The 22106-nt window shown below is 52.3% G+C and carries 16 protein-coding genes and 3 pseudogenes; 15 read left to right on the forward strand and 4 right to left on the reverse strand.

Annotation, left to right across the window (positions count from 1 at the left end):
• Positions 1-192: 192 nt before the first annotated feature.
• The 7 genes from BQ7480_RS06360 (at position 193) to BQ7480_RS06390 (ending at position 9240) form a co-directional block, all read left to right on the forward strand.
• Complete coding sequence (locus tag BQ7480_RS06360; protein ID WP_072542189.1) at positions 193-1590, forward strand: aldo/keto reductase; 1398 nt, start codon at positions 193-195, stop codon at positions 1588-1590.
• A 21-nt stretch (positions 1591-1611) separates the two neighbouring features.
• Positions 1612-2865 (forward strand): carboxypeptidase-like regulatory domain-containing protein, encoded by a 1254-nt coding sequence (locus BQ7480_RS06365; RefSeq protein ID WP_072542190.1) that lies wholly within the window; start codon positions 1612-1614, stop codon positions 2863-2865.
• Between the two features lie 12 nt (positions 2866-2877).
• Positions 2878-5187, forward strand: a complete 2310-nt coding sequence (locus tag BQ7480_RS06370; protein WP_072542191.1) for a hybrid sensor histidine kinase/response regulator — start codon at positions 2878-2880, stop codon at positions 5185-5187.
• Entirely contained in the window at positions 5175-6461 is a 1287-nt protein-coding gene (locus BQ7480_RS06375; protein ID WP_072542192.1) for a sigma-54-dependent transcriptional regulator, read from the forward strand. The genes BQ7480_RS06370 and BQ7480_RS06375 overlap by 13 nt, the downstream gene beginning before the upstream one ends.
• A 312-nt stretch (positions 6462-6773) precedes the next feature.
• Positions 6774-7238, forward strand: a complete 465-nt coding sequence (locus tag BQ7480_RS06380) for a dihydrofolate reductase family protein (protein ID WP_229078344.1) — start codon at positions 6774-6776, stop codon at positions 7236-7238.
• A 196-nt stretch (positions 7239-7434) separates the two neighbouring features.
• Entirely contained in the window at positions 7435-8070 is a 636-nt protein-coding gene (locus BQ7480_RS06385) for an RteC domain-containing protein (protein ID WP_072542193.1), read from the forward strand.
• 216 nt (positions 8071-8286) lie between these two features.
• On the forward strand, positions 8287-9240 hold the full coding sequence (locus BQ7480_RS06390; protein WP_072542194.1) for an Abi family protein: 954 nt from the start codon (positions 8287-8289) through the stop codon (positions 9238-9240).
• Between the two features lie 220 nt (positions 9241-9460).
• On the opposite strand, the gene mobC is transcribed toward BQ7480_RS06390, so the two are convergent.
• From mobC to BQ7480_RS17860, 4 genes are all read right to left on the reverse strand, one after another.
• Positions 9461-11470 (reverse strand): conjugal transfer protein MobC, encoded by a 2010-nt coding sequence (gene mobC / locus BQ7480_RS06395; protein WP_072542195.1) that lies wholly within the window; start codon positions 11468-11470, stop codon positions 9461-9463.
• Positions 11471-11620: 150 nt separating this feature from the next.
• Positions 11621-12868 carry a conjugal transfer protein MobB gene (gene mobB / locus BQ7480_RS06400; RefSeq protein ID WP_072542196.1) on the reverse strand — a complete coding sequence of 416 codons (1248 nt, stop codon included), beginning with the start codon at positions 12866-12868 and terminating at the stop codon, positions 11621-11623.
• Positions 12847-13287, reverse strand: coding sequence for a conjugal transfer protein MobA (mobA, locus tag BQ7480_RS06405; protein ID WP_072542197.1), 441 nt, complete (start codon positions 13285-13287; stop codon positions 12847-12849). Before mobA ends, mobB begins: the two co-directional genes overlap by 22 nt.
• Position 13288: 1 nt before the next feature.
• Positions 13289-13771 carry a hypothetical protein gene (locus BQ7480_RS17860; protein WP_154670759.1) on the reverse strand — a complete coding sequence of 161 codons (483 nt, stop codon included), beginning with the start codon at positions 13769-13771 and terminating at the stop codon, positions 13289-13291.
• 379 nt (positions 13772-14150) lie between these two features.
• Here BQ7480_RS17860 and BQ7480_RS06415 point away from each other — a divergent pair.
• The 8 genes and pseudogenes from BQ7480_RS06415 to BQ7480_RS06450 form a co-directional block, all read left to right on the forward strand.
• Positions 14151-14936, forward strand: a pseudogene (locus tag BQ7480_RS06415) (ParA family protein); the annotation flags it as partial.
• 5 nt (positions 14937-14941) lie between these two features.
• Positions 14942-15361 (forward strand): DUF3408 domain-containing protein, encoded by a 420-nt coding sequence (locus BQ7480_RS06420; RefSeq protein WP_072542200.1) that lies wholly within the window; start codon positions 14942-14944, stop codon positions 15359-15361.
• A gap of 40 nt (positions 15362-15401) precedes the next feature.
• Positions 15402-15698 carry a DUF3408 domain-containing protein gene (locus BQ7480_RS06425; RefSeq protein WP_072542201.1) on the forward strand — a complete coding sequence of 99 codons (297 nt, stop codon included), beginning with the start codon at positions 15402-15404 and terminating at the stop codon, positions 15696-15698.
• Positions 15692-16375 carry a hypothetical protein gene (locus BQ7480_RS06430; RefSeq protein ID WP_072542202.1) on the forward strand — a complete coding sequence of 228 codons (684 nt, stop codon included), beginning with the start codon at positions 15692-15694 and terminating at the stop codon, positions 16373-16375. Before BQ7480_RS06425 ends, BQ7480_RS06430 begins: the two co-directional genes overlap by 7 nt.
• Before the next feature lie 172 nt (positions 16376-16547).
• The gene (locus tag BQ7480_RS06435; RefSeq protein ID WP_055220740.1) at positions 16548-16859 is read left to right on the forward strand and encodes a DUF4134 domain-containing protein; all 312 of its coding nucleotides are present in this window, start codon (positions 16548-16550) and stop codon (positions 16857-16859) included.
• 42 nt (positions 16860-16901) lie between these two features.
• Positions 16902-17213, forward strand: a pseudogene (locus BQ7480_RS06440) (DUF4133 domain-containing protein); the annotation flags it as partial.
• An 83-nt stretch (positions 17214-17296) separates the two neighbouring features.
• A pseudogene (locus BQ7480_RS06445) lies at positions 17297-19687 on the forward strand (TraG family conjugative transposon ATPase); the annotation flags it as partial.
• Positions 19688-20267: 580 nt separating this feature from the next.
• Positions 20268-22091, forward strand: a complete 1824-nt coding sequence (locus BQ7480_RS06450) for a reverse transcriptase/maturase family protein (protein WP_072541321.1) — start codon at positions 20268-20270, stop codon at positions 22089-22091.
• Positions 22092-22106 lie beyond the last annotated feature (15 nt).

The following is a 22106-nucleotide window of genomic DNA, read 5'->3' on the forward strand; positions in this document are numbered from 1 at the left end:
GGAAGTCCGCGAGCGCCGTCGCACCCTACGACGGAGCGAATAATTCTCCAGAAGTGTTATTGCGCCCCGCGACGGAGCGAATAATTCTCCAGAGGCGTTATCGCGCCCTACGACGGAGCGAATAATTTTCCAGAAGTGTTATCGCGCCCTACGGCGTGGTTTACAATAAATGATAAAACAAAACTCAGTTATATGGATAATAAAAACAAAAGAATCATCTCGCGCCGCGATTTCTTCAAGATAGCGGGAGCGACAGGAATGGCAACCGCGGGGTTGGCGGCTTGCGCTAATAAGCGGGACAAGGCATCAGCTAACAGCGAAATCTCTACCGGGCAGATGACCTACCGTACCAACCCCAAGACAGGCGACCGGGTGTCGCTACTCGGCTTCGGCATGATGCGCCTCCCCTCTGTGGGAGGTCGCTCCGCACGGGAAGGAAACGAGGACATTGACCAGGAGATGGTAAACGAACTGGTGGACTACGCTCTCGCGCACGGCGTGAACTACATCGACACATCGCCCGCCTATTGCCGGGGCATGTCGGAGAAGGCGACCGGCGTCGCCCTTGCCCGGCATCCGCGCGACACGTATTTCATCGCCACCAAACTGTCTAACTTCGCCCCCGCCACGTGGACTCGCGAGGCAGCCATCGCGATGTACCGCAATTCGTTGAAAGACTTGCAGGTGGATTACATCGACTACTACCTGCTGCACGGCATAGGCATGGGAGGCGGCATGGAGGAATACGAGAAACGCTACATAGACAATGGCGTGTTGGACTTCCTGTTGGAAGAACGCGAGGCAGGACGCATCCGCAACCTCGGATTTTCCTATCACGGGGACATCGCCGTGTTCGATCGCCTGCTGGCAGAGCACGACAAATACCACTGGGACTTCGTACAGATACAGCTGAATTACCTCGACTGGAAATACGCCAAGCAAATCAACCCGCGCAACACCGATGCCGAATATCTGTACAATGAACTGGCAAAGCGCGATATCCCTGCTATCATCATGGAGCCGCTGTTGGGCGGACGGCTGTCCAATGTCCCGAACGACATCGTGGCAATGTTCAAGCAGCGCGAACCGGAGCGTAGCGTGGCATCGTGGGCATTCCGCTTTGCCGGAAATTTCCCAGGCGTGCTGACCGTGCTGAGCGGCATGACACGCATGGAACACCTGCAAGACAACCTGCGCACCTACAGCCCGCTGAAGCCGTTGAGCGATGACGAGCTCGCTTTCCTGCAACAGGCAGCCGACCGCATGATGCAGTTCGACACCATCCCTTGCAACGACTGCAAGTATTGTATGCCGTGCCCCTACGGGATAGACATCCCTGCCATTCTGCTGCACTACAACAAATGCCTGAACGAAGGAAACATTCCCGAAAGCTCGCAGGACGAGAACTACTGCCGTGCCCGTCGCGCCTACCTTATAGGTTATGACCGCGACGTGCCGAAACTCCGTCAGGCCAGCCATTGCATCGGGTGCAACCAATGTAGCCCCCACTGCCCGCAACGCATTGACATTCCGGCGGAACTGCAGCGGATTGACCACTTTGTGGAACGGTTGAAGCAAGATAATCTGTAACACCTAAAATTATATAGAGATATGAAAACTAACAAGTACATTCTGTTCTGCCTTTTCCTGCTGTATTTGGCTCCGGCAAAGGCTATCAACATTCCGAAAGATGAAAACAAGTATGTAACCATCAGCGGTACGGTAAAAGACAAGTCGGACAAGCGGGTCTTGTCTTACGCCAATGTGTCCATCGCCGGAAGCACGGAGTCCACCGTGACCAATGCCGACGGCGAATTTACGTTCAAGGTGAAAGAACCGGTAGGCAATACCACGCTCGAAGTGTCGCATTTGGGTTACGCCAATGCCCGTATCCGTCTGAAAGAAGGAGATTCGGACTTATCCACCGTCTGGCTTACACCCTCCACGTTGATGCTGAATGAGGTTGTCGTCAGCGGACGCAATCCGCGCGAGTTGGTAGAGGAAGCTATCCGGAAAATACCTGCCAATTACAGTACCGTGGCCGACCGACTGACTGGTTTCTATCGGGAAACCTCCCGCAAGCGCAGACGCTACATCAACATTGCCGAAGCCGTCATCGACTTACACAAGACACCCTACACGCAAGATGCCGGCCACGACCGGGTACGTATCCTCAAAGGCCGTCGCCTGCTTAGTCCGAAGGCAAGCGATACTTTAGCCGTAAAGCTATTGGGCGGGCCTAACGCATCCATTTATTTGGATGTGGTGAAGAATCCTGACTTGTTGCTCAGTCCCGAAGTTCTCCCGTGCTATGACTTCCATTTTGAGGAACCGACCGCCATCGACCAGCGTCCGCAATACGTGGTGAGCTTCACGCCCAACCGCAAACTGCCTTACGCCCTCTATTACGGCAAGTTCTACATCGACAAGGAACGCCTCTCCTTCACCCGTGCCGAGTTCTTCCTCGACACGAGCGACCGTTACAAGGCTACGCAAGCCATCCTGCACAGTAAACCTTTCGGCTTGCGCTTCAAACCTGTGGAAGTAGCTTATCAGGTCAATTACACCGACCACGATGGCAAGACCTACCTGAGTTATGTCCGCAACGAACTCCGTTTCAAATGCGATTGGCGGCGCAGGCTGTTCTCCACCAGCTATGCTGTTGTATCAGAAATGGTAGTAACGGACATCAAGCCGTCCACCACCGATATTCCCATCCGTGAAGCCTTCGGGAAAGACCAAATTCTTTCCGATGATGCCTCGCTGTTCTTCGACAAGGGCTTTTGGGGAAATTACAACATCATCAAGCCGGAGGAATCGTTGGAGAAGGCGGTGGGTAAGTTGCGAAAGATACAAGAGAAATAAAGTTTCAATCAAATGAAATTAAATCAGAAAATATTATTGGGCTATGTGTTATTACTGCTTATTATTGGTAGTATGGTAGGTGTTATTGTATATGAACGTAAGCGTATGCGTAATATTGAAATGGAGGTAAGTGAGATACAACAGGTACGCCGCGACATCAACACCGCCCACCGCCATATCACCCAGCTTGCCCTGTTGGGCGAGGGTGTCATTGGGTGGAATGATACGGATTATCGTAATTATCATAACCAACGACTGCATACAGACAGTTTGTTGCGAGCTTTGAAGCTCCATTGCATGACGTATGTACATCCAGAACAGATAGACACTCTTTGTACCCTGCTATCAGATAAGGAACTTCACTTGTGCCATATCATGGAAGCGATAGAACAGCAAGGCGAAGCGGACAGCCTTTTGGTGAACCACCTGCCCGAAGTAGCAAAGCGAGCAACACGTATTCGTACCGTGAAACAGAAGAAAAGCGGACTGGCAGGAGTGTTCGGAGGTAAGAAAACCGTTCAGGTACTCCCTTCCGCCAAAGAATTGCACCAGTTCAGCGACAGCTTGATAGCCCTGCAACTGCGGCAAACGGCGGAAATGGATGCCTACGCCGACAGTCTGCGCAACCGCAACAGGACACTGAACATCCAACTGAACAGATTAATCGGTGACCTTGATATACAGGCGCAAAACGCTTTTGTTCAGCGTGAACGGAAAATAACCGAGGCGCAGGCGTTGTCCGTGCGGCTGTTCACCGCCACCATATCCGCCGCCATCATCCTGCTGTTCCTGTCGTACTTCGCCATCCACCGGGAAATGAAACGCAACGACAACGAGCGGAAGCGGCGCGAGAAGCTCATCGGCGAGTTGCAGGAGAGCAACGAAGCGAATGAGAAGCTAATCAAGCTGCGGCGTAACCTCATCCAGAACGTCACCCACGAACTGCGCACCCCATTGACCGCCATCAGCGGTAACGCCGAACTGCTACAGAACGACACGGAAGCGGACAGCCGGATGCGCCACGCACAGACCATCCACGATGCCGCTAGACGCATGGCTTGGATGATTAACAGCCTGCTTGTGTATTTCCGACTGGACAGCGGCAAGGAAACGCCAAGTATCAAGCCGTTCAAGCTATGCTCCATCGCCGAGACCTTGAAAACGGAATTTGCGCCTTTGGCGAAAGGTAAACAACTCACATTCACGGTGAAAAACCAAGCGGACGAGATAGTAGGCGGCGACAAGAACCGCATCCTGAGCATCGGCGGCAACCTGCTATCCAATGCCATCAAGTTTACACAAAGCGGAACAGTCACATTAAGTACCGATTATAAGAACAATGTCTTCACGTTAGTAGTGGAAGACACTGGTACGGGCATAACAAAGGAACAGCAACAGCGGATATTCATCCCTTTTGAGCGGCTGGGCAATGCCGTGACGGAAGACGGCTTCGGGCTGGGGCTTGCCATCGTAGCCGATACGGTGAAACTACTGAAAGGAAGCATCACAGTGGAAAGCGAACCGGGCAAGGGAAGCCGTTTCACCGTGAGCCTTCCTTTGCCTAAGGCGGAGGAAACAACGGCCATCGAAAAGACAAACGCTCAACGTTCCACGCTCTCCGGCTGCTCCGTGCTGGCGATAGACAACAACGGGATGTTGCTGGACATGATGAAGGAAATGTATAAGCAAAGCGGCGTGGAGTGCGACACCTGCCTGACGGTGGATAAACTGACAGACCTGATGCGCACAAAGGATTACGACCTGCTGATAACCGACCTGAAGATGCCGGAGGTAAACGGCTACGAGGTATTGGAACTGATGCGCACATCGGAAATCGGCAACTCGCAGACCATCCCCGTTGTTGCCGCCACCGCCGCAGGCTACGTGGAGGAAGAGGAACTGAAAAGGAAAGGTTTTGCTGCCGTGCTATACAAGCCCTATTCCATAGACGAACTGCTTGCCGTCACGGAAAACTGCATCGAGCGGAACAAAACAAGCCGCATAGACCTCTCGCCTCTGCTCGCTTTCGGTGACAAACGGCGCACATTGGAAAAGTTAGTGACCACTACGCAATCCAACATGGAAGAAGTGCGCAAGGCGGAGGAAGCAAAGGACATGAAGGCGTTGGATAACTGGGTACATCATTTGAGAAGCTCGTGGATGCTGATAAAGGCGGAACAGCCGCTGAAAGTGCTGTATGATGTTATCCATAAGGAGAGCGTATCGGATGAAGAATTGAGTACAGCCGTAGGTGCAGTATTGGCACAAGGTGAGTTGATAGTTGATTTGGCAAGAAAGGAGGCGGAACGATGGGCAGAATAATCGTCATTGAGGACAACATCATCTATTCCGACTTTGTGTGCCGCCTGTTGGAAAACAAGGGATACCAAAGTGTAGCCACTTCCACCTGCAACGGCGCACGGAAGCTGTTTGCAAAGATGCAGGAGGACGACATCGTGCTTGCCGACATGCGCCTGCCCGACGGTGACGGCATCGCCCTGCTGGAAGAACTGCGGAAGCAAGGCAGGAACAATCCCTACATCGTCATGACCGACTATGACGAAGTGCCCACCGCCGTCCGGTCTATGAAATTGGGTGCGGAGGACTACATCCCGAAGAAGCTGATTGAGGACAACCTATTTCCGCTCCTGAAAACCTTACGGAAAAGGATGGAGCGGCACGAAGCACCGATTTACGAGCGGCAGAGCGCGGCTTTCCGTGAGATAGACCACAAGATAAAGCTGGTTGCCACCACCAACATGAGCGTCCTGATACTGGGCGAGAGCGGCACGGGCAAGGAACACATAGCCGAGAAGATACACGCAAGGAGCAAACGGTCGGCGGGGCCATTCATACCCGTGGATTGCGGACTGCTGTCGAAAGAGCTTGCCGCATCCGCCCTGTTCGGACACGAGAAAGGGGCGTTCACGGGAGCCGAAAGCAAGAAGCAAGGCTTTTGGGAGGAAGCCGCCGGAGGCACGTTGTTCCTCGACGAGATAGGCAACCTGCCACCGGAAGTGCAACAGATGCTGCTCCGTGCGCTGGAAGCCAAACGGTACAGACCCACGGGCGGCAGCAAGGACAAGAAAGCCGATGTGCGTATCATCGCCGCTACCAACGAGGAATTGCAGACCGCCATCGCCGAAAAGCGTTTCCGGGCTGACCTCTACCAACGGTTGAAGGAATACACCCTGCATATACCGCCATTGCGTGAATGCAAGGAGGACATTATGCCATTAGCTGACTTCTTCCGGCAACTTGCCAACGAGGAATTTGAGAAGCAGGTGAAAGGCTTTGACGCGGAAGCGAAGAAACAACTGCTTGCATACACATGGGGCGGCAACGTGAGGGAACTGAAACGGGTCGTGCGCATGGCGGTGCTGCATACAGAAGGCAATACGGTCACGGCGGACACGTTTGATTTTGACGAAATGCCGCCGGCGGCTGATGATATTTTGTCATTAAGCGACATGGAAAAGACGCGGATACTCCGTGCCTTGGAACAGTCAAAGGGCAACCGCACGTTGGCAGCAAAATTACTCGGCATCGGGCGTACCACCCTGTACAACAAGATAGACGCATACGGAATAGAATAGAAAATAGTAAAAAAATGAAAGGAATTACAGGAAAAAGGCTACCTTTGTAGCAACATTTGAGAAAAATCGGGTGTGGAAAGTAAAGATTTCTGCCCGATGAAGATATAGTATAGAATAAGACCGCAAGGCGTTTCAAGCGAAAATCTGGTAAATTGGAACTACAGAGGCGATTGCGTGATGCTTATGCTATGCCTTGGCATAGCGTGCAGTCACGTACTCTCTGTAAAGGCTTTACCAGAGCCGTCGCTTGAAAGTAGTGTGCATTGCACGCTATTTTTGTCGGCTTCGGTCATAACCACTAAAAAAGACCGAATGGGAAAAGTCGTATTATTCGCCGTCCTCACGATGGACGGATGCCTTGCGGACAGTTCAGGGGAAGCGCAGAAATGGCTTTCCAAGACCGACACGCCGGACAAGTTCGGGATTGCCGAAATGAAGGAAACCGCCCGTCCGCTTTCCGAATACACCTCACTCACCATGCTGGTGCTTGACAAGACCTCTGCAACCTATTTCATAGAAGCCAATACCACCACCGCAAGCATCATCAACGGCATGGCTCGGATGCACCTGCTGGATGAAATCATCCTCTGCACAATACCCGTCATTGCAGGGAATGGCTGCCGCCTGTTCCTTGGGGATTTGCCCGAAAGCGAATGGGTACGGGACGGAATAAAGGCGTACAAGGACGGCTCGCTGAAAGCCGTGTACCGCAAGAGCGATGGCGCAAGTGTTCAGAAAACGGACGCTTCCCTGCTCAAAAGACTGTTCAGATTATGAACACGTGTTCATAATCTGAACACTTCCGGAAATCCTTTTTGGGGTATCCAAAATTATTTTCATCAAACATATCCCTGTCTATCAGCCTGTTGCAAAACAAACCGCAAAAAAACTCTCTCCGTTGGACTGCCGTTTGCCCGATAGTTTTATGTGCGCACACTTCAACCCAAGTGTAACAACATAAAACTGAAGAAAAATGGAACATCTCATATTGACGGAAACGGAGTTTTTCCGGTTGATAGACAACCCCGAAAGCCGCAACGGGCTAAGTGCGGCATACAACGAGTTCGTAGCAACGGTCATTTCGCTCTGCACGGGAGCGGCAAGCCCCTGCCATCCGTTGCCCGCGTTGAGCTATGCGGAAACGGAACTGCAATACCACAAAGCCCTGCAAGATACGGGCACCCACCACAGCGTGTACGTGCGCAAAGCCCTCGCCTTCGTGCGCAAGATGCTGAAGCACATTTCCATGCCACATAGCCAAGTGCCGCCACTATCCTTCATCCCCTCCCAAGACGAAAAGAAAAATGACATACCTGCCGATGCCCCTTCCATGCGGTGGACGGGCAGCACCGTGGACCTGATAGAACTGCTGTACGGACTTGACACATTGAAATATATCAATGGAGGAGAAACCGGCATGGGGGAACTGTTGGGGCACTTCTCCCGTATATTCGGGCTGGAAATCAAAGACAGCCAATGCTATAACACCTATGCCGCCATCAAGGGACGGAAAAACGGTAGCCGCACCTATTTCTTTGACCGGGCTTCGGAGAAACTGAACCAGCGTATGGTGCAAGACGAAGAACGGGAACGGATGCGGAAAAGATAAACCATGTTCTTTTGTATATTTCCTTTTGAGTTGGGGCAAGGGGGCGCGTGAAGCGTCTCCTTGCCTGTTTTTTATACGTCTCCATGAAGAAAAGGCTATTTCTTGTCTGTTTTCTCCATGAAAAAGGTTACTTTTGTATCCATCATCGCCCTTAGATGGAAAAAGCTAAGGCTCGCCACTTCAAGAAGTGGCTCAATTTTATAATGCACATACAGAATGGAAACATATAAGAAACCGCCTTTGAGCTACACGGAACAAGTCGCCCTTTTGCAGTCAAGGGGCATGTCTGTTCCGGACATACCGCGGGCGGAAAGACTGCTCGCCAACATCAGCTATTACCGGCTCAGTGCCTATATGCTGCCCTATAAGAAAAAGGAGAACGGCACAATCATTGACAGTTTCAAGGAAGGCACGACATGGGATATGGTGTATGACTTGTACGTGTTTGACCGAAAATTACGCCTGCTCGTATTCGATGCCATTGAACGGCTGGAAATAGCCATCCGGACACAAATCATTTATCAGTTGAGCCACAAATACGGTTCCCATTGGCAAGATAATCCTTCCATATTCAAAGCTCCGGAACGACGTGTGTTGCGTGACGGCTCCATCGTGACATTCGATGTGTATGCCGAAATCCAGAAACATATCAGCGACCAATTGCACAGTAACCGGGCTGAGGTGTTCATCCAGCACTACCGGAACAAATATGACAATCCGGTCAATCCCCCTTCGTGGATGAGTGTGGAAATCATGTATTTCAATCACCTGTCACGTATCTGTACGGGATTGAAGAGCAGGGCGGACATCAACGGCATAGCCGATTATTTCGGCTTGCCTCCAAAGACATTCTGCTCATGGCTGCATACCATGAACTACGTGCGCAACTTGTGCGCCCACCATGCAAGGCTTTGGAATAGGGAAATGAGCATCGTGCCTGAAAAACTGCATTTTTCCAAAAGGCTGGTATGGATAAGCAATCCTGATACGGTACAGCGTGGCAAGGTGTATTATTTCTTCTGTATGTTGGGATACCTCTTACAGACAGCCAATCCCACTTCTTCATTCAAGGATAGGCTGAAAGCGTTGGTCGATGAATATAAAGGCGTAGCGTCACTTTCCGCAATAGGCTTTGCCGAAGGTTGGGAAAACGAAAAAATCTGGAAATAGTCATTTTTCCGGCTTCATGCGCTTGCCATTCAAGAAAAAATGCCTACCTTTGCATCACAAGATTAACAAGACAGTTATAAACTAAAAGATAATAAGCCTCCCAGGCGAGCCGCAAGGCAGCATACTTGGGGGGCGTTCTTCATTATAAGGGAAAATCCGTAACCCGGTCTGAAAAGAACAGCCGAGTTACGGATTTTCCTTTTTTCGCCTGTGGCGTTTTTTACTTGCCCTGCAAGAGGTGTTGCAGTTCCGGGTCGGACTGGATGCGCTGCAACTCGTCGGCGACAATCTGCCGCACCTCGGCACGGATGCGGTTGTAGTTCTCCTGAATCATCTCCTTCATGCGGTCGTTGCCGTCGGCATCGGTAAAGTCCGTGATGACGGGGATAGGCTTGTATGCCTGTTCCTCGCGCTTCACCTTCCCGGCATCCACCACTATCTCGCAATGAAAAATCTTCTGCTCGATGCGCTCGTTGAAATTGTCCGCCACCGCCCCGACGAACATGCCCTGCGTGAGCGTGGAAATCTTGCTTGCCGGGATAAGGCTCTCCATCTGCGTGTTGATGGAGGTGGACTTGTCCTCGCGGTTGATGGTGATGCTCTGACGCTTCTGCAAGATTTTGCCGAAACGCTCCGAAAGGGTCTTGGCGGTCTCGCCCACCACCTGACCGGAGAAGATGTTGCCCACCGTGTTCATCACTACGGCGGCTTCCTTGTCGCCGTAGTCGCGCTTGAGCTGCGAGAAGTCCTGAAAACCGAGGCAGACCGCCACCTTGTTGCTTCGGGCGGTGGCGATAAGGTTGTCCAGCCCCTTGAAGTAAATGGTGGGCAGCTCGTCAATAATCACCGCCGACTTCAGCTTGCCCTTCTTGTTGATGAGCTTCACGATGCGCGAATTGTACAAGCCCAATGCCGCACCGTAGATGTTCTGGCGGTCGGGGTTGTTGCCGACACAGAGTATCTTCGGCTCGTCGGGATTGTTGATGTCGAGGGTAAACTCGCTGTCGGACATGACCCAATAGAGCTGCGGGGAAATCATGCGGGATAGCGGTATCTTCGCCGATGCGATCTGTCCGGCAAGCTGTTCCATCGCGCCGCCTTGCCATGCGTCCATGAACGGGGAAAGGTAGTTCTCCAGTTCGGGATAGCTGGTGAGAATAGGAAACACGTCCTCGTAACGGCGGTTCAAGAGTTCAATGGCATGGGGAAAGGTGCAATACTTGCCGTCCTTATAGATGCGGAGGAACCAAATCACAGCAGCAAACAGGATAATCGGTGACTCCACAAAGAAGTCGCCCTGTTTTTGCACCCAAGTTTTGTTCAAATTGAGCATTATCGTGTAGGCACTCTCGTAGGCATCGGTGATGTCCTCCATGAAATCGGGGTGTATGGGATTGCAGCGGTGCGAGCGGCGCGGGTCGTCGAAGTTTATCACGTAGAACTTCGGCTTGACCTTATATCCTTCCGGGTGGTTCATCAGGTGGTTGTAGGCAATGGTCGATAAGTCGCTGAATTTGAAATCATAGATATACATTGAATAACCTTTCTCAATCTGTTGCTTGATAAAACTGTTTACCACGGCATACGACTTGCCGCTGCCCGGCGTGCCCAGCACGATGGACGCACGGAACGGGTTTACCACGTTGATGTACCCGTCGTTCCACTTCTTCCTGTAATAGAAGCGCGTGGGCAGGTTCACCGAATACTCGTTCTCGATGAGCCGCGTTTCCTGCATGAAGCTCTCGTTCTCCACATTGAACACGTCTTCCATGAGGTTGGTGCGCAGAAGGCGGCTCATCCATGTGCCGGACATCAGCAGGCAGACATAGCCCGCCGCTACGGTGGCGGTGTACAATGCCGCGTCTGCCTCTACGGGCAACGGCAGGGACAATATCCACCAGTTCAGAAAAAACAGCACCAGCCCTGCTGCAAGCACCGTCCAAATCCTTGCCCACGTGATTTTTTCCTCCTTGACCCCCTTCGTGCCCAGACACGAGAGTGCCAAGAAAACCAACGCAAAGAGTTTCGTATAGACAATGGAATGGAACAGCCCTGCGGTGCGGTCGAAGTTCACCAGCACCCTGTCCACCACGCCGATGTCGATGCCCCACAGCCTTACGGCTTCGTAACAATACCAATAGAGGTGTATGACCACCAGTAAAATGCTTACGGCACGCAGAAAATCCATGATTTTCGCCAATGCCCTCAAATCGTCTTCCTGTTGTGACATAAATCTGTTTCTGTTTTTAAGTTGAACAATATCTCCGCAAGGCACGGTACGGAGGTGAGCATACATCACCCCGGACTTCATGGTACATGAGGCCGGACTTGATGTAGGATGAAGTCCGACCTCATCCCCTATGCCCTGCGAAGGGATAAATTACAGCCCCAAACCCTTGCGGCGTTTCTTCCGCCTGCGTTTGAGGTCACGCTCGAAGGCGGCTTCCTGAGCCTGTGCGCCCGATGCGTCGCCGCCAAGCAAGCCCAAGCCCGTGGAATGCCCCTCATCGTATTCCTCATAGGAATGGATGTTTGCCTGTGGCGTATCCTCCGTGACAGTGAACGGCAGCGGCGGCGTGTCGGCATACGGCAGGGTAAAATGCTCCTGCAAGGCGTTGGCGGAAAACTCTTTGCCCAAATGTGAGCCGTTCAGCACACAGCCCGTGCGGTGGTCGATAAAGGTCGCCCCGTAGATGCGTCCTTCGTCCGTGTGGCGGAACACCACGTCCACACCCTTTGCTTTGAGCAGGGCGATGAACGTCTCCTTACGGTACGTCCGGGCAAGCACGGCAGCGACGGTCTTGCGCGTCATATCCGCCGGACGCTTGTCGCGGATGTGGGCCTTGGAGTATTCAAACCTGCGCCGCACGGCCTCGTAGCCGACGGACTTCCCGATGCGGGATGCCTTGAAAGGATTGCCCACCTTGTTCCCGGCATCGTCGGTGGCGGAATAGACCAGTCCGTGATATTCCCGTCCGCCTGCCATGCCACGGGCTTCCTCCACCGTGACATTGTAAAGGGATAACAGGGCGCGGTATTCGCCCATCGTCCGGAACTTGTAGGTCGCCATGACCGCCTTGGCGGTGTTCGCCACCTGACGCTTCACGTCGCCCTGCGAAGCATCCACCTTACGCAAGGGATTGTCGTGGCGGTGCTGCCTGCGGTCGGCGGGGTGCAGGCCGTACTTGCGTTCCAGTTCGGTGGTGATACGCTTGCTGCGGCGGTGGATGAAGTCCTTGTTCAGCCGCCTGCCCCGCTCGTCCACATTGACGGAAACGATATGCAGGTGGTGGCGTCCGATGTCCTCGTGTTTGAAGATAAGAAAAGGCTGGTCGCCGTAGCCCAGCTTTTCCAGATACTCCCGTGCGAGCTGTTCCATCTCCATGTCCGTCAGACGGTCGTCGGGATGCGGATTGAGGGAGATATGGATGACCTTGTTCCGTGTGCGGACATTCTCCGGCATGTACCGTTTGAAATCCTGCTCGGCACGGGCGATGTTCACCCGTCCGCTGCCGTCGTCGAAGACCTTGTTCACGGCGAGGAGCTTGCCCTCGCCCTCGTTCACCTTCAGCCCGTTGTAGGCGAGTGCGCCGTACAGCGACGTGCCTACATTGATTTTTGCGACCATCTCCCTTCAAACTCTTTGGACAGTTCCATGACTTGGCGCATCAATGCCGCCAGTTCCCTCGTGCATTGCTCCAGCCGGTAGAGCAATGCCATCGCCTTTTTCTCGGAGAAATGGCAGCGCAGCTCCTTGACCGTTTGGTTGTAGTTGTTGCCGATGGCACGGTACTGCGCATGGAAGGCGGAGAGCTTCGTGCAGTAGTCAAGCAACGTCTTGTCCGTCGTCAGCACCCGGAAAGGCTGCCCGAAGAAGTGCGCCTTCAGGAACACAGCCCTCGCGTACACGCCGGACTTCTCGTACATGGCGAGGAACCTGAGCCATTCCCCGTCGTCGAAACGCACCATCACGCAGTGCGACTTGCGGCTTTCTTTCGGGTGCCGCCCCCACTTGGGCGTTTCCGCCCCGTTCTTTTTCTTGTTCATATTACAATGGATTTAGTGGTGTCACGGCATAAGCGTAGCTTCCGGCAACCGCACCGCAGGTAGGAAAACAGGCTTCCCGACTTCGGAGAGGAAGCCCTCCCCGCAAGGGGCAAGGTCGTTTCGGGAGTAACCCGAAACCCTTTGAGTTACTCAAAGGACACCTTGCTGTGTCTTTGAGGACACAAAAATCCGTAGCAGACGGATTGAGTGTTACTCTTCCTCCTCCTTGCAAGACATAGTTCAAGCGAGCTTGACTCTGTTCTTGCTTCGTTCGTCGGTTGGGGATATGCCTGTTATAACAATCCCATAAAGGTATCGGTCGCCCGATACCCTCCGGCTGCCCAAAAGAAGGACGGAGCTGGGGCCTGCGGTACGCGCCGGGAGCATTGCCCTGCCGCTTGGGTGCAAAGGTAGGGGGTAAATCCGGGTCGGAAAGGGGCTGAGGAACGCCACAGGCTACCACATCGGCGCCAAATGCTGCCACGCAAGGGGCAAGTGATACAGGTAAGCTGAAATACCTTTTCCTTTGCACACAGAAACAACGGACCAACGATTTGCAGAAATGAAAATGAACGGAAACAACCATGCAATGCGGCAAGTCCGCATGAACGGACAGAAACGAATTTTTACTGCGGCGCTGATTCATTGTCGTGCTGTTGTACGACAATGCGGAAACAGACCAAGAGCGCCATAAGCAAACAGCACCGTAACGGTACAAGGACAGGAATACGGGACGAAGCAAGCCAATGGAGCAGCAGACCTGTAACCCTTCATGGGTACATATCCGTGTACAGGTACGGGAAAAAAGGAATGAACAGGCGGTGCAACAGACCGCTACGGATTGAGAATAACAATAATTTGTAACAACAACGATTAAAACAAGCAGGAAAATGAACAAAGAAACATTCGTTGCTTTCGCAACACAGAAAGGCGGTGTCGGCAAATCGACCGTCACCGCTCTCGTAGCCAACTATGTCCACAACGTAATGGGTTACAATGTCGCCGTGATTGACTGTGATGAACCGCAGCACAGCATCGCCGGACTGCGTGACAAGGAAACTGCCCTCATTGAGCAGAACGACCGGATGAGAGCCATCGCCTGCGAGCATTTCCGCAAGTCGGGCCGCAAGGCGTTCCCGGTCATCCGCAGCAATGCAGTACAGGCGTTGGACGATGCGGAAAGCCTGCTCGCAGAGGGTGACTATAAACCGGACATCGTGTTTTTCGACCTGCCCGGCACGCTGAAAAGCGACGGGGTAATCAAGACGCTCTCGCAAATGGACTACATTTTTACGCCCATCAGTGCGGACCGTTTCGTGGTGGAGAGCGCGTTGCAGTTCGTCATGATGTTCAATGACAACCTCGTGACTACCGGCATTGCCCGGACAAAAGCCATATCCCTGTTCTGGACCAAGGTGGACGGACGGGAACGGACAGACCTGTATGACCTCTACGGAAAACTGTTTGCCGAAAACAACTTCCATGTACTCGGCACCAAGTTGCCGGACAGCAAGCGCTTCCGTCGGGATATGTCCGACGACCGCAAGACGGTGTTCCGCTCGACCATCCTGCCTGCGGACAACGCCATGCTGCGGGGAAGCCGCATCAAGGAACTTGCCGAAGAAATCTGCGATGTCATTAAATCCTGAAGGTCATGGCAAGCCGCAAATTGAATACGGAAGGCATTGACGAGAACCTGCTGCTGGCTTCTATCGGCAAGTCCCGCCAAATGGCAGGCGCATCTCCGCCACCAAAGCCAGACGGAACCGGCAGTGCCGGGGAGACACCCGCTAATGCAGGACAACCGTCAAAAATGAAGGGGCAGTACGAACAGGTGAAGGGGAAAAGCCGGGATTACGGACAGACTTTCCTCAAAGGGCATGAGTTGAAAACACGGAAATGTGTGTACATCAGTGCAGAAGCCCACGGCATCGTGTCCAAGATAGTGAACACCATCGCAGACAAGGAAATCACCGTAGGCGGCTATATCGACACGGTGCTCATGCGCCACTTTGAGGAGAATAAGGAGGAAATCAACAGCCTGTACAGACGTGACAGGGACGACCTCATCTGAGAACAGACAATTATTGTAAAACATTAGAAAAACGAAGACAATGAAACTGAGTATCAACATTTTCAGAAGAAAGCAGAAAGAAGAAGCCTACATAGGCAAGTACCTCACCCGCCGCAAGCCGGAAGGCTGCGCACAAAAAGCGGTATATATCAGCCGGGAGAACCATGAGGCGGTCAAGCGGATTGTGGGCATAGCCGGAGGGCACGGGATGACCATATCCGGGTACATTGACCGTATCCTTTCAGAACACCTTGAACAGCATGGGGAGGAACTGGAAAGCCTGAGCAGCCGGAAAAGACACGGAGTTGTCGAACAGATAACGATAAGCCAATGGTGACGCTACTTATTATCCTGATGATGGCGTGCAACCTGTGGATACTTTTTTACCTGACATGTGAGCGTAAGGAAGAGCGGACCAGAGATTTTTCCGGCAAGGCAGGAAAGGAGGAACAACAGCAGAAACCTCTGGCTGACATCATGGGCAAAAGCCTGTTTCGGATGCCGGAAAGGACGCCACAAGCTACCACAACGGCGCCAAATGCTGCCACGACAGTCCGAAGTGAAGCAGTGGACGAAAAGGACGTTACCTTTGCCGACGAGTTGAAGGACACCGGAAACCATGCCGCAGAAAAGGACGCATCACGCCAAGTGCCTGACGAGGATTTGGACAAGGTATTCGAGGACAACCGCACTTACGCCCCGGATGAGGACTTTGACGAGGAGCCACCGCAGGCAGGCGGAAGCACCTTTGACGAAATCGACCGTGCCGCAAGGACGGTGAAGGATGCCAAGGCGAAGGAGCCGGAAATCCTGCAAGCGGGCAAGGTGTTCCATGAACTGGAAGGCACGGAGTTTTACAACATGTTCCGGCGTAACAACGCCCGGTACGAGGCAAGGGTGTCGGGAATGGTGGATGCCTATCTCGCAAGCATCCGTCCCGTGCAGAAGAGACCAAGGATGAAAGCGGCTGCGCAGAAGGAATACGAGAACTTCAACATCCGCGACTATGTATAACAAGTAAAACGTAACAATGATGCGAAAAAAGAAAATCGACTACGGCTAAACCACGGCTTGCCACCGAACCACTAAATCCACAAGCCGGCTTCATCCAAAGCCGCAAGAAGTAAAAACAAGTATCAACCGCCAAAGGGACTATCCAACCCGGAGGCACAAAAAAGAAACGATTATGACAAAGACATTGAAGAAAAAACAAATCATTCTCGCAGCCCTTCTGCTGGCTGCAAACATCTCAGCGTCCGCACAAGGCAACGGCATGGCGGGCATCAATGAGGCTACCAACCTTGTGACCAGCTATTTTGACCCCGGCACGAAACTCATCTACGCCATCGGAGCTGTCGTCGGGCTTATCGGGGGCATCAAGGTGTATGGCAAGTTCTCATCGGGCGACCCCGACACCTCGAAGACCGCCGCGAGCTGGTTCGGGGCGTGCATCTTCCTGATTGTGAGCGCGACGATTCTCCGTTCGTTCTTCCTTTAATAAACGTACATTCCCATACATATATAATAAGGTGTAAGGACAATGGCTGAATACCCTATCAACAAGGGCATAGGCCGTCCGGTGGAGTTCAAGGGACTGAAGGCGCAATACCTGTTCATCTTCGCAGGCGGGCTGCTTGCCGCCTTCATCCTCTTTGTCATCCTGTACATGGCGGGCGCGGGCCAGTGGCTCTGCATCGGCTTCGGTGTGGTGTCGGCTTCCGCCACCGTCGGGCTCACGTTCCGCCTGAACGCCAAGTACGGCGAACACGGGCTGATGAAGCTGGGCGCGGCACGGATGCGCCCCCGCCATGTGCTCCACCGCAGACGGGTGTCCAATCTGTTAAGACGAAAGACAGTGCAAGCGAGCGGAAAGAGAACTTGTTCTCAATTTCCCGAGTGCAGACTGTCTTATGTAAAAAAGAAAGGAAGAAACGTATGAGAAATGTAATGAAAGCCACCACGCTGGAAAGCCGCTTTCCGCTGCTCTCGGTGGAGCACGGCTGCATCGTCTCGAAGGACGCGGACATTACCGCCGCCTTCGAGGTGGAACTGCCGGAGGTCTATACCGTCACGGCGGAGGAGTACGAGGCCATCCATGCCACGTGGTGCAAGGCGATAAAGGTGCTGCCCGACTACTCGGTGCTGCACAAGCAGGACTGGTACGTGAAGGAGCGGTACCGCCCCGACACAGGCAGGGAGGGCATGGGCTTCCTCGCCCGCAGCTACGAGATGCACTTCAACGAGCGCCCGTTCCTGCACCACAAGTGCTACCTGTTCCTGACGAAGACGACGAAGGAGCGCATGAGGCAGCAGAGCAACTGGAACACCCTGTGCCGGGGGCACATCGTGCCGAAGGAGATGCAGGACAAGGAAACGGCGGTGAAGTTCATTGAGGCGGTGGAGCAGTTCGCGCGTATCCTGAACGATTCGGGGCACATCCGGCTGCGCCGGCTCTCCGATGACGAGCTTACGGGCACGGAAAAGGAAACGGGCATTATAGGCAGGTACTTCGCGCTCTCGCCGGGCAATGTGGACTGTCTGGAGGACATGGAAATGACGGCAAGGGAGATGCGCATCGGCGACAACCGGCTGTGCCTGCACACCCTGTCGGACACGGAAGACCTGCCCGCTGCGGTGGCGACGGACTGCCGTTACGAACGGCTCTCCACCGACCGCTCGGACTGCCGCCTGTCGTTCGCCGCTCCCGTGGGCCTGCTGCTTCCCTGCAACCATATCTACAACCAGTACGTTTTCATCGGCAACAGCGACGAGGAGCTGCGCCGCTTCGAGAAAACGGCGAGGAACATGCAGTCGCTCTCGCGGTACAGCCGCCAGAACGCCATCAACCGTGAGTGGGTGGAGGAATACCTAAACGAAGCGCACTCGCAGGGGCTGAAGTCCGTCCGCGCCCACTTCAACGTGATGGCGTGGAGCGACGACGCGGAGGAACTGAAACGCATCAAGAACGATGTGGGCAGCCAGCTGGCTTCAATGGGCTGCGTGCCGCGCCACAACACGACGGACTGCCCGACGCTGTTCTGGGCGGGCATCCCCGGCAACGCCGCCGACTTCCCGGCGGAAGAAGCGTTCCACACGTTCATCGGGCAGGCGGTGTGCCTCTTCGCCGGCGAGACCAACTACAAGGACTCGCCCTCCGCCTTCGGCATCCGCATGGCGGACCGTATCAGCGGCAAGCCGCTGCACATCGACATCTCCGACCTGCCGATGAAGCGGGGCGTGACGACGAACCGAAACAAGTTCGTGCTGGGTCCTTCGGGCAGCGGCAAGTCGTTCTTCATGAACCACCTTGTCCGCCAATACTTTGAGCAAGGCTCCCATGTGGTATTGGTGGACACGGGCAATTCCTACCAAGGGCTGTGCGAGATGATACACCGCAAGACCAAAGGAAAGGACGGTATCTACTTCACCTACACGGAGGAAAAGCCCATCTCGTTCAACCCGTTCTACACGGACGACGGGGTGTTCGACGTGGAGAAGAAGGACAGCATCAAGACGCTGCTGCTTACCCTGTGGAAAAGCGAGAACGAATCCGCCACGAAAACGGAGTCGGCGGAACTGGGCAGCGCGGTGAACGCCTACATCCTGAAAATCCAGCAGGACAGGAGCATCGTGCCGTCGTTCAACTCGTTCTACGAGTACATGCGGGACGTGTACCGCAAGGAGATGGAGGAACGCTACATCAAGGTGGCGAAGACGGACTTCAACATCGACAACTTCCTGACCACGCTCCGGCAGTATTACCGGGGCGGACGGTACGACTTCCTGCTCAACTCCACGGAGAACATCGACCTGCTGCACAAGCGGTTCGTGGTCTTCGAAATTGATTCCGTGAAGGATAATGCCGAGCTTTTTCCGGTGGTCACGATTATCATCATGGAGGCCTTCTTGGGCAAGATGCGGCGGCTGAAAGGCGTAAGGAAACAGCTCATCGTGGAGGAGGCTTGGAAGGCCCTTTCTTCGGCGAACATGGCTGATTACCTGAGGTATATGTACAAGACAGTCAGAAAATACTTCGGCGAGGCGATTGTGGTGACGCAGGAGGTGGACGACATCATCTCGTCGCCCATCGTGAAGGAGAGCATCATCAACAACTCGGACTGCAAGATACTGCTTGACCAAAGAAAATTTATGAACCGCTTTGACCAGATACAGTCCCTCTTGGGGTTGACGGAAAAGGAGAAGTCACAGATACTCTCCATCAACCAGTCCAACGACCCGTCAAGGCGGTACAAGGAGGTGTGGATAGGCTTGGGCGGCACGCAGTCGGCGGTGTACGCCACGGAGGTGTCCATGCAGGAGTATTTAGTGCGCCCGTAAAGGGAATTTGATGAATGTCGCTTTGGCAAGCGACTGGGCAAGTGTTTATAATGCCCATTAACAACCGCTTACCGGAGGGGGAAACCCCATAAGGGAACACAGCACGTTGGTAAAGCCATAAGTCAGCCAACTGTCAGGCTGCGACCGAATGGCAAGTTAAAATGACAGATATGAGGATAAAGCCTGTATTGGTTGAACGATAGTCCGAGCAGTCGTATCCTTGGGCAATGACGGAAGACAGTTGAATAATTCTTCGGAATTATACCGTCATGTTGCGGTACTACACTGATGATTTGTAGCAGGAGTAGCATAAACTTACCGCAAGGCAACTACCATAAGTAGTAAAGGACGAAAGTCGTATCCGACAATCTGTCAAGCCAAATAGTCGTCAAATTTCTAAACGGGGATTGCCTAAACCGGAAAGCCAGTTGTACGGCTATGGGGTCTGCCCCTGAATATCCGGCATGGCAACGGAGCTTCCATAGTAGTCTGAGCAGGGTAACGCCCTGTACATGGCGAAGGGAAGCAGCTAATTAAGTTTAACAATTTAAAGGAAGATGTGAGAGACATGAGAAATCCAGAAAATGTGTTGAACAGTCTGAGTAAACACAGCGGTAACTTGAACTATAAGTTTGAGCGGCTGTATAGAGTACTGTTTAACGAGGAAATGTTTTATGTAGCCTATCAGAATATTTATAGCAAGACAGGCAACATGACGGCAGGAGCCGATGGTAAAACCATTGACGGAATGAGCATTGACCGAATTGAACAACTGATTGGTAGTCTTAAAAATGAGACTTATCAGCCTAACCCGTCCAAAAGGACGTACATACTTAAGAAAAACGGGAAAAAACGTCCGCTTGGCATACCCTCTTTTGATGATAAGCTGGTACAGGAAGTAGTTAGAATGATACTTGAAGCAATCTATGAAGGTAGTTTTGAACATACTTCGCATGGGTTTCGTCCCAAACGAAGTTGTCATACTGCTCTTATAGATATACAAAAGACATTCACTGCCGTGAAATGGTTTATTGAAGGCGATATTAAAGGATTCTTCGACAATATCAATCATGACGTATTGATTAATATTCTTCGGGAACGTATCGCTGACGAAAGATTTTTGCGGCTTATCCGAAAGTTCCTGAATGCCGGATATGTGGAAGACTGGGTATTTCATAGAACGTACAGTGGAACTCCGCAAGGCGGGATTATCAGCCCAATACTGGCTAATATCTACCTTGACAAGTTCGACAAGTACATCAAGGAATACACCAATCGGTTCAATAAAGGAGTAACGAGAAAAGGCGACGCTCGATACAAGCTCTACGAACAGCGGAGATACCGACTGGCAAAGAAACTGAAAAATGAGAAAGATGCAAAGGTAAGGGAACAGATGACCGCTGAAATTAAGCGGCTACGAGAAGAACGGAACAACTATCCGGCACGTAATGAAATGGACAGCAGCATCAAACGGTTAAAATACGTGAGATACGCAGATGATTTTCTGATTGGAATTACCGGTAGTCTTGAAGACTGCAAAACAGTAAAAGAGGATATTAAGAATTATCTTAATGAAGCTCTTAAACTGGAACTGTCAGATGAAAAGACACTGATAACCAATGCACAAAAACCAGCGAAATTTCTCGGATATGACGTATTTATACGCAGGTGTAACGATTTACGTAAGGATAAGTTCGGTAGAACGGTTAGGGCATTCGGACACAAGCCTGTCTTGTACCTGAATTTTGAAACGATGCGGAAGAAACTCTTTGATTATAAAGTCGCAAGAATAGCGGTTGTCAATGGCAAAGAGGTTTGGAAATCCATCGTCAGAACGTACATGCTGAACTTGGATGACTTGGAAATAGTCAGTCAGTTCAATGCCGAAATCCGAGGGTTCTATAATTACTACTCAATAGCCAATAATAGCTATGTCATCAATTCTTTCTATCACATTATGTCATACAGCATGTATAAGGTATTTGCGAACAAATACAAATCATCTGTAAAGAAAATACTTCTGAAATATAAAAAGAACAAGGTTTTCCAAGTGGCATATGAAAATAGCAAGGGTAAGACACTTTACCAATCATTTTATCATGATGGTTTCAAACGCAAAAAGGTTGCAGGGAATATTTACTGTGACACTATTCCACGGACAGTTTCCATAACAGGTGGACGTAATAGCCTTATGGAAAGGCTGAAACTCCAAGTCTGCGAATTATGCGGTGCTACCGATAAACTCGAAATGCATCACGTTCGCAAACTTAAAGACCTGAAAGGTAAATCCGACTGGGAAAAGAAAATGATAGCTCGAAGACGAAAAACTTTGGCTGTCTGCTCAAAATGTCATGCAAAAATAGACCCCGACCGAAGAATCAGACTGAATTAATTAGTGGAGAGCCGG

This window comes from Bacteroides mediterraneensis (assembly GCF_900128455.1).
GTDB classification, from domain to species: Bacteria; Bacteroidota; Bacteroidia; order Bacteroidales; family Bacteroidaceae; genus Phocaeicola; species Phocaeicola mediterraneensis.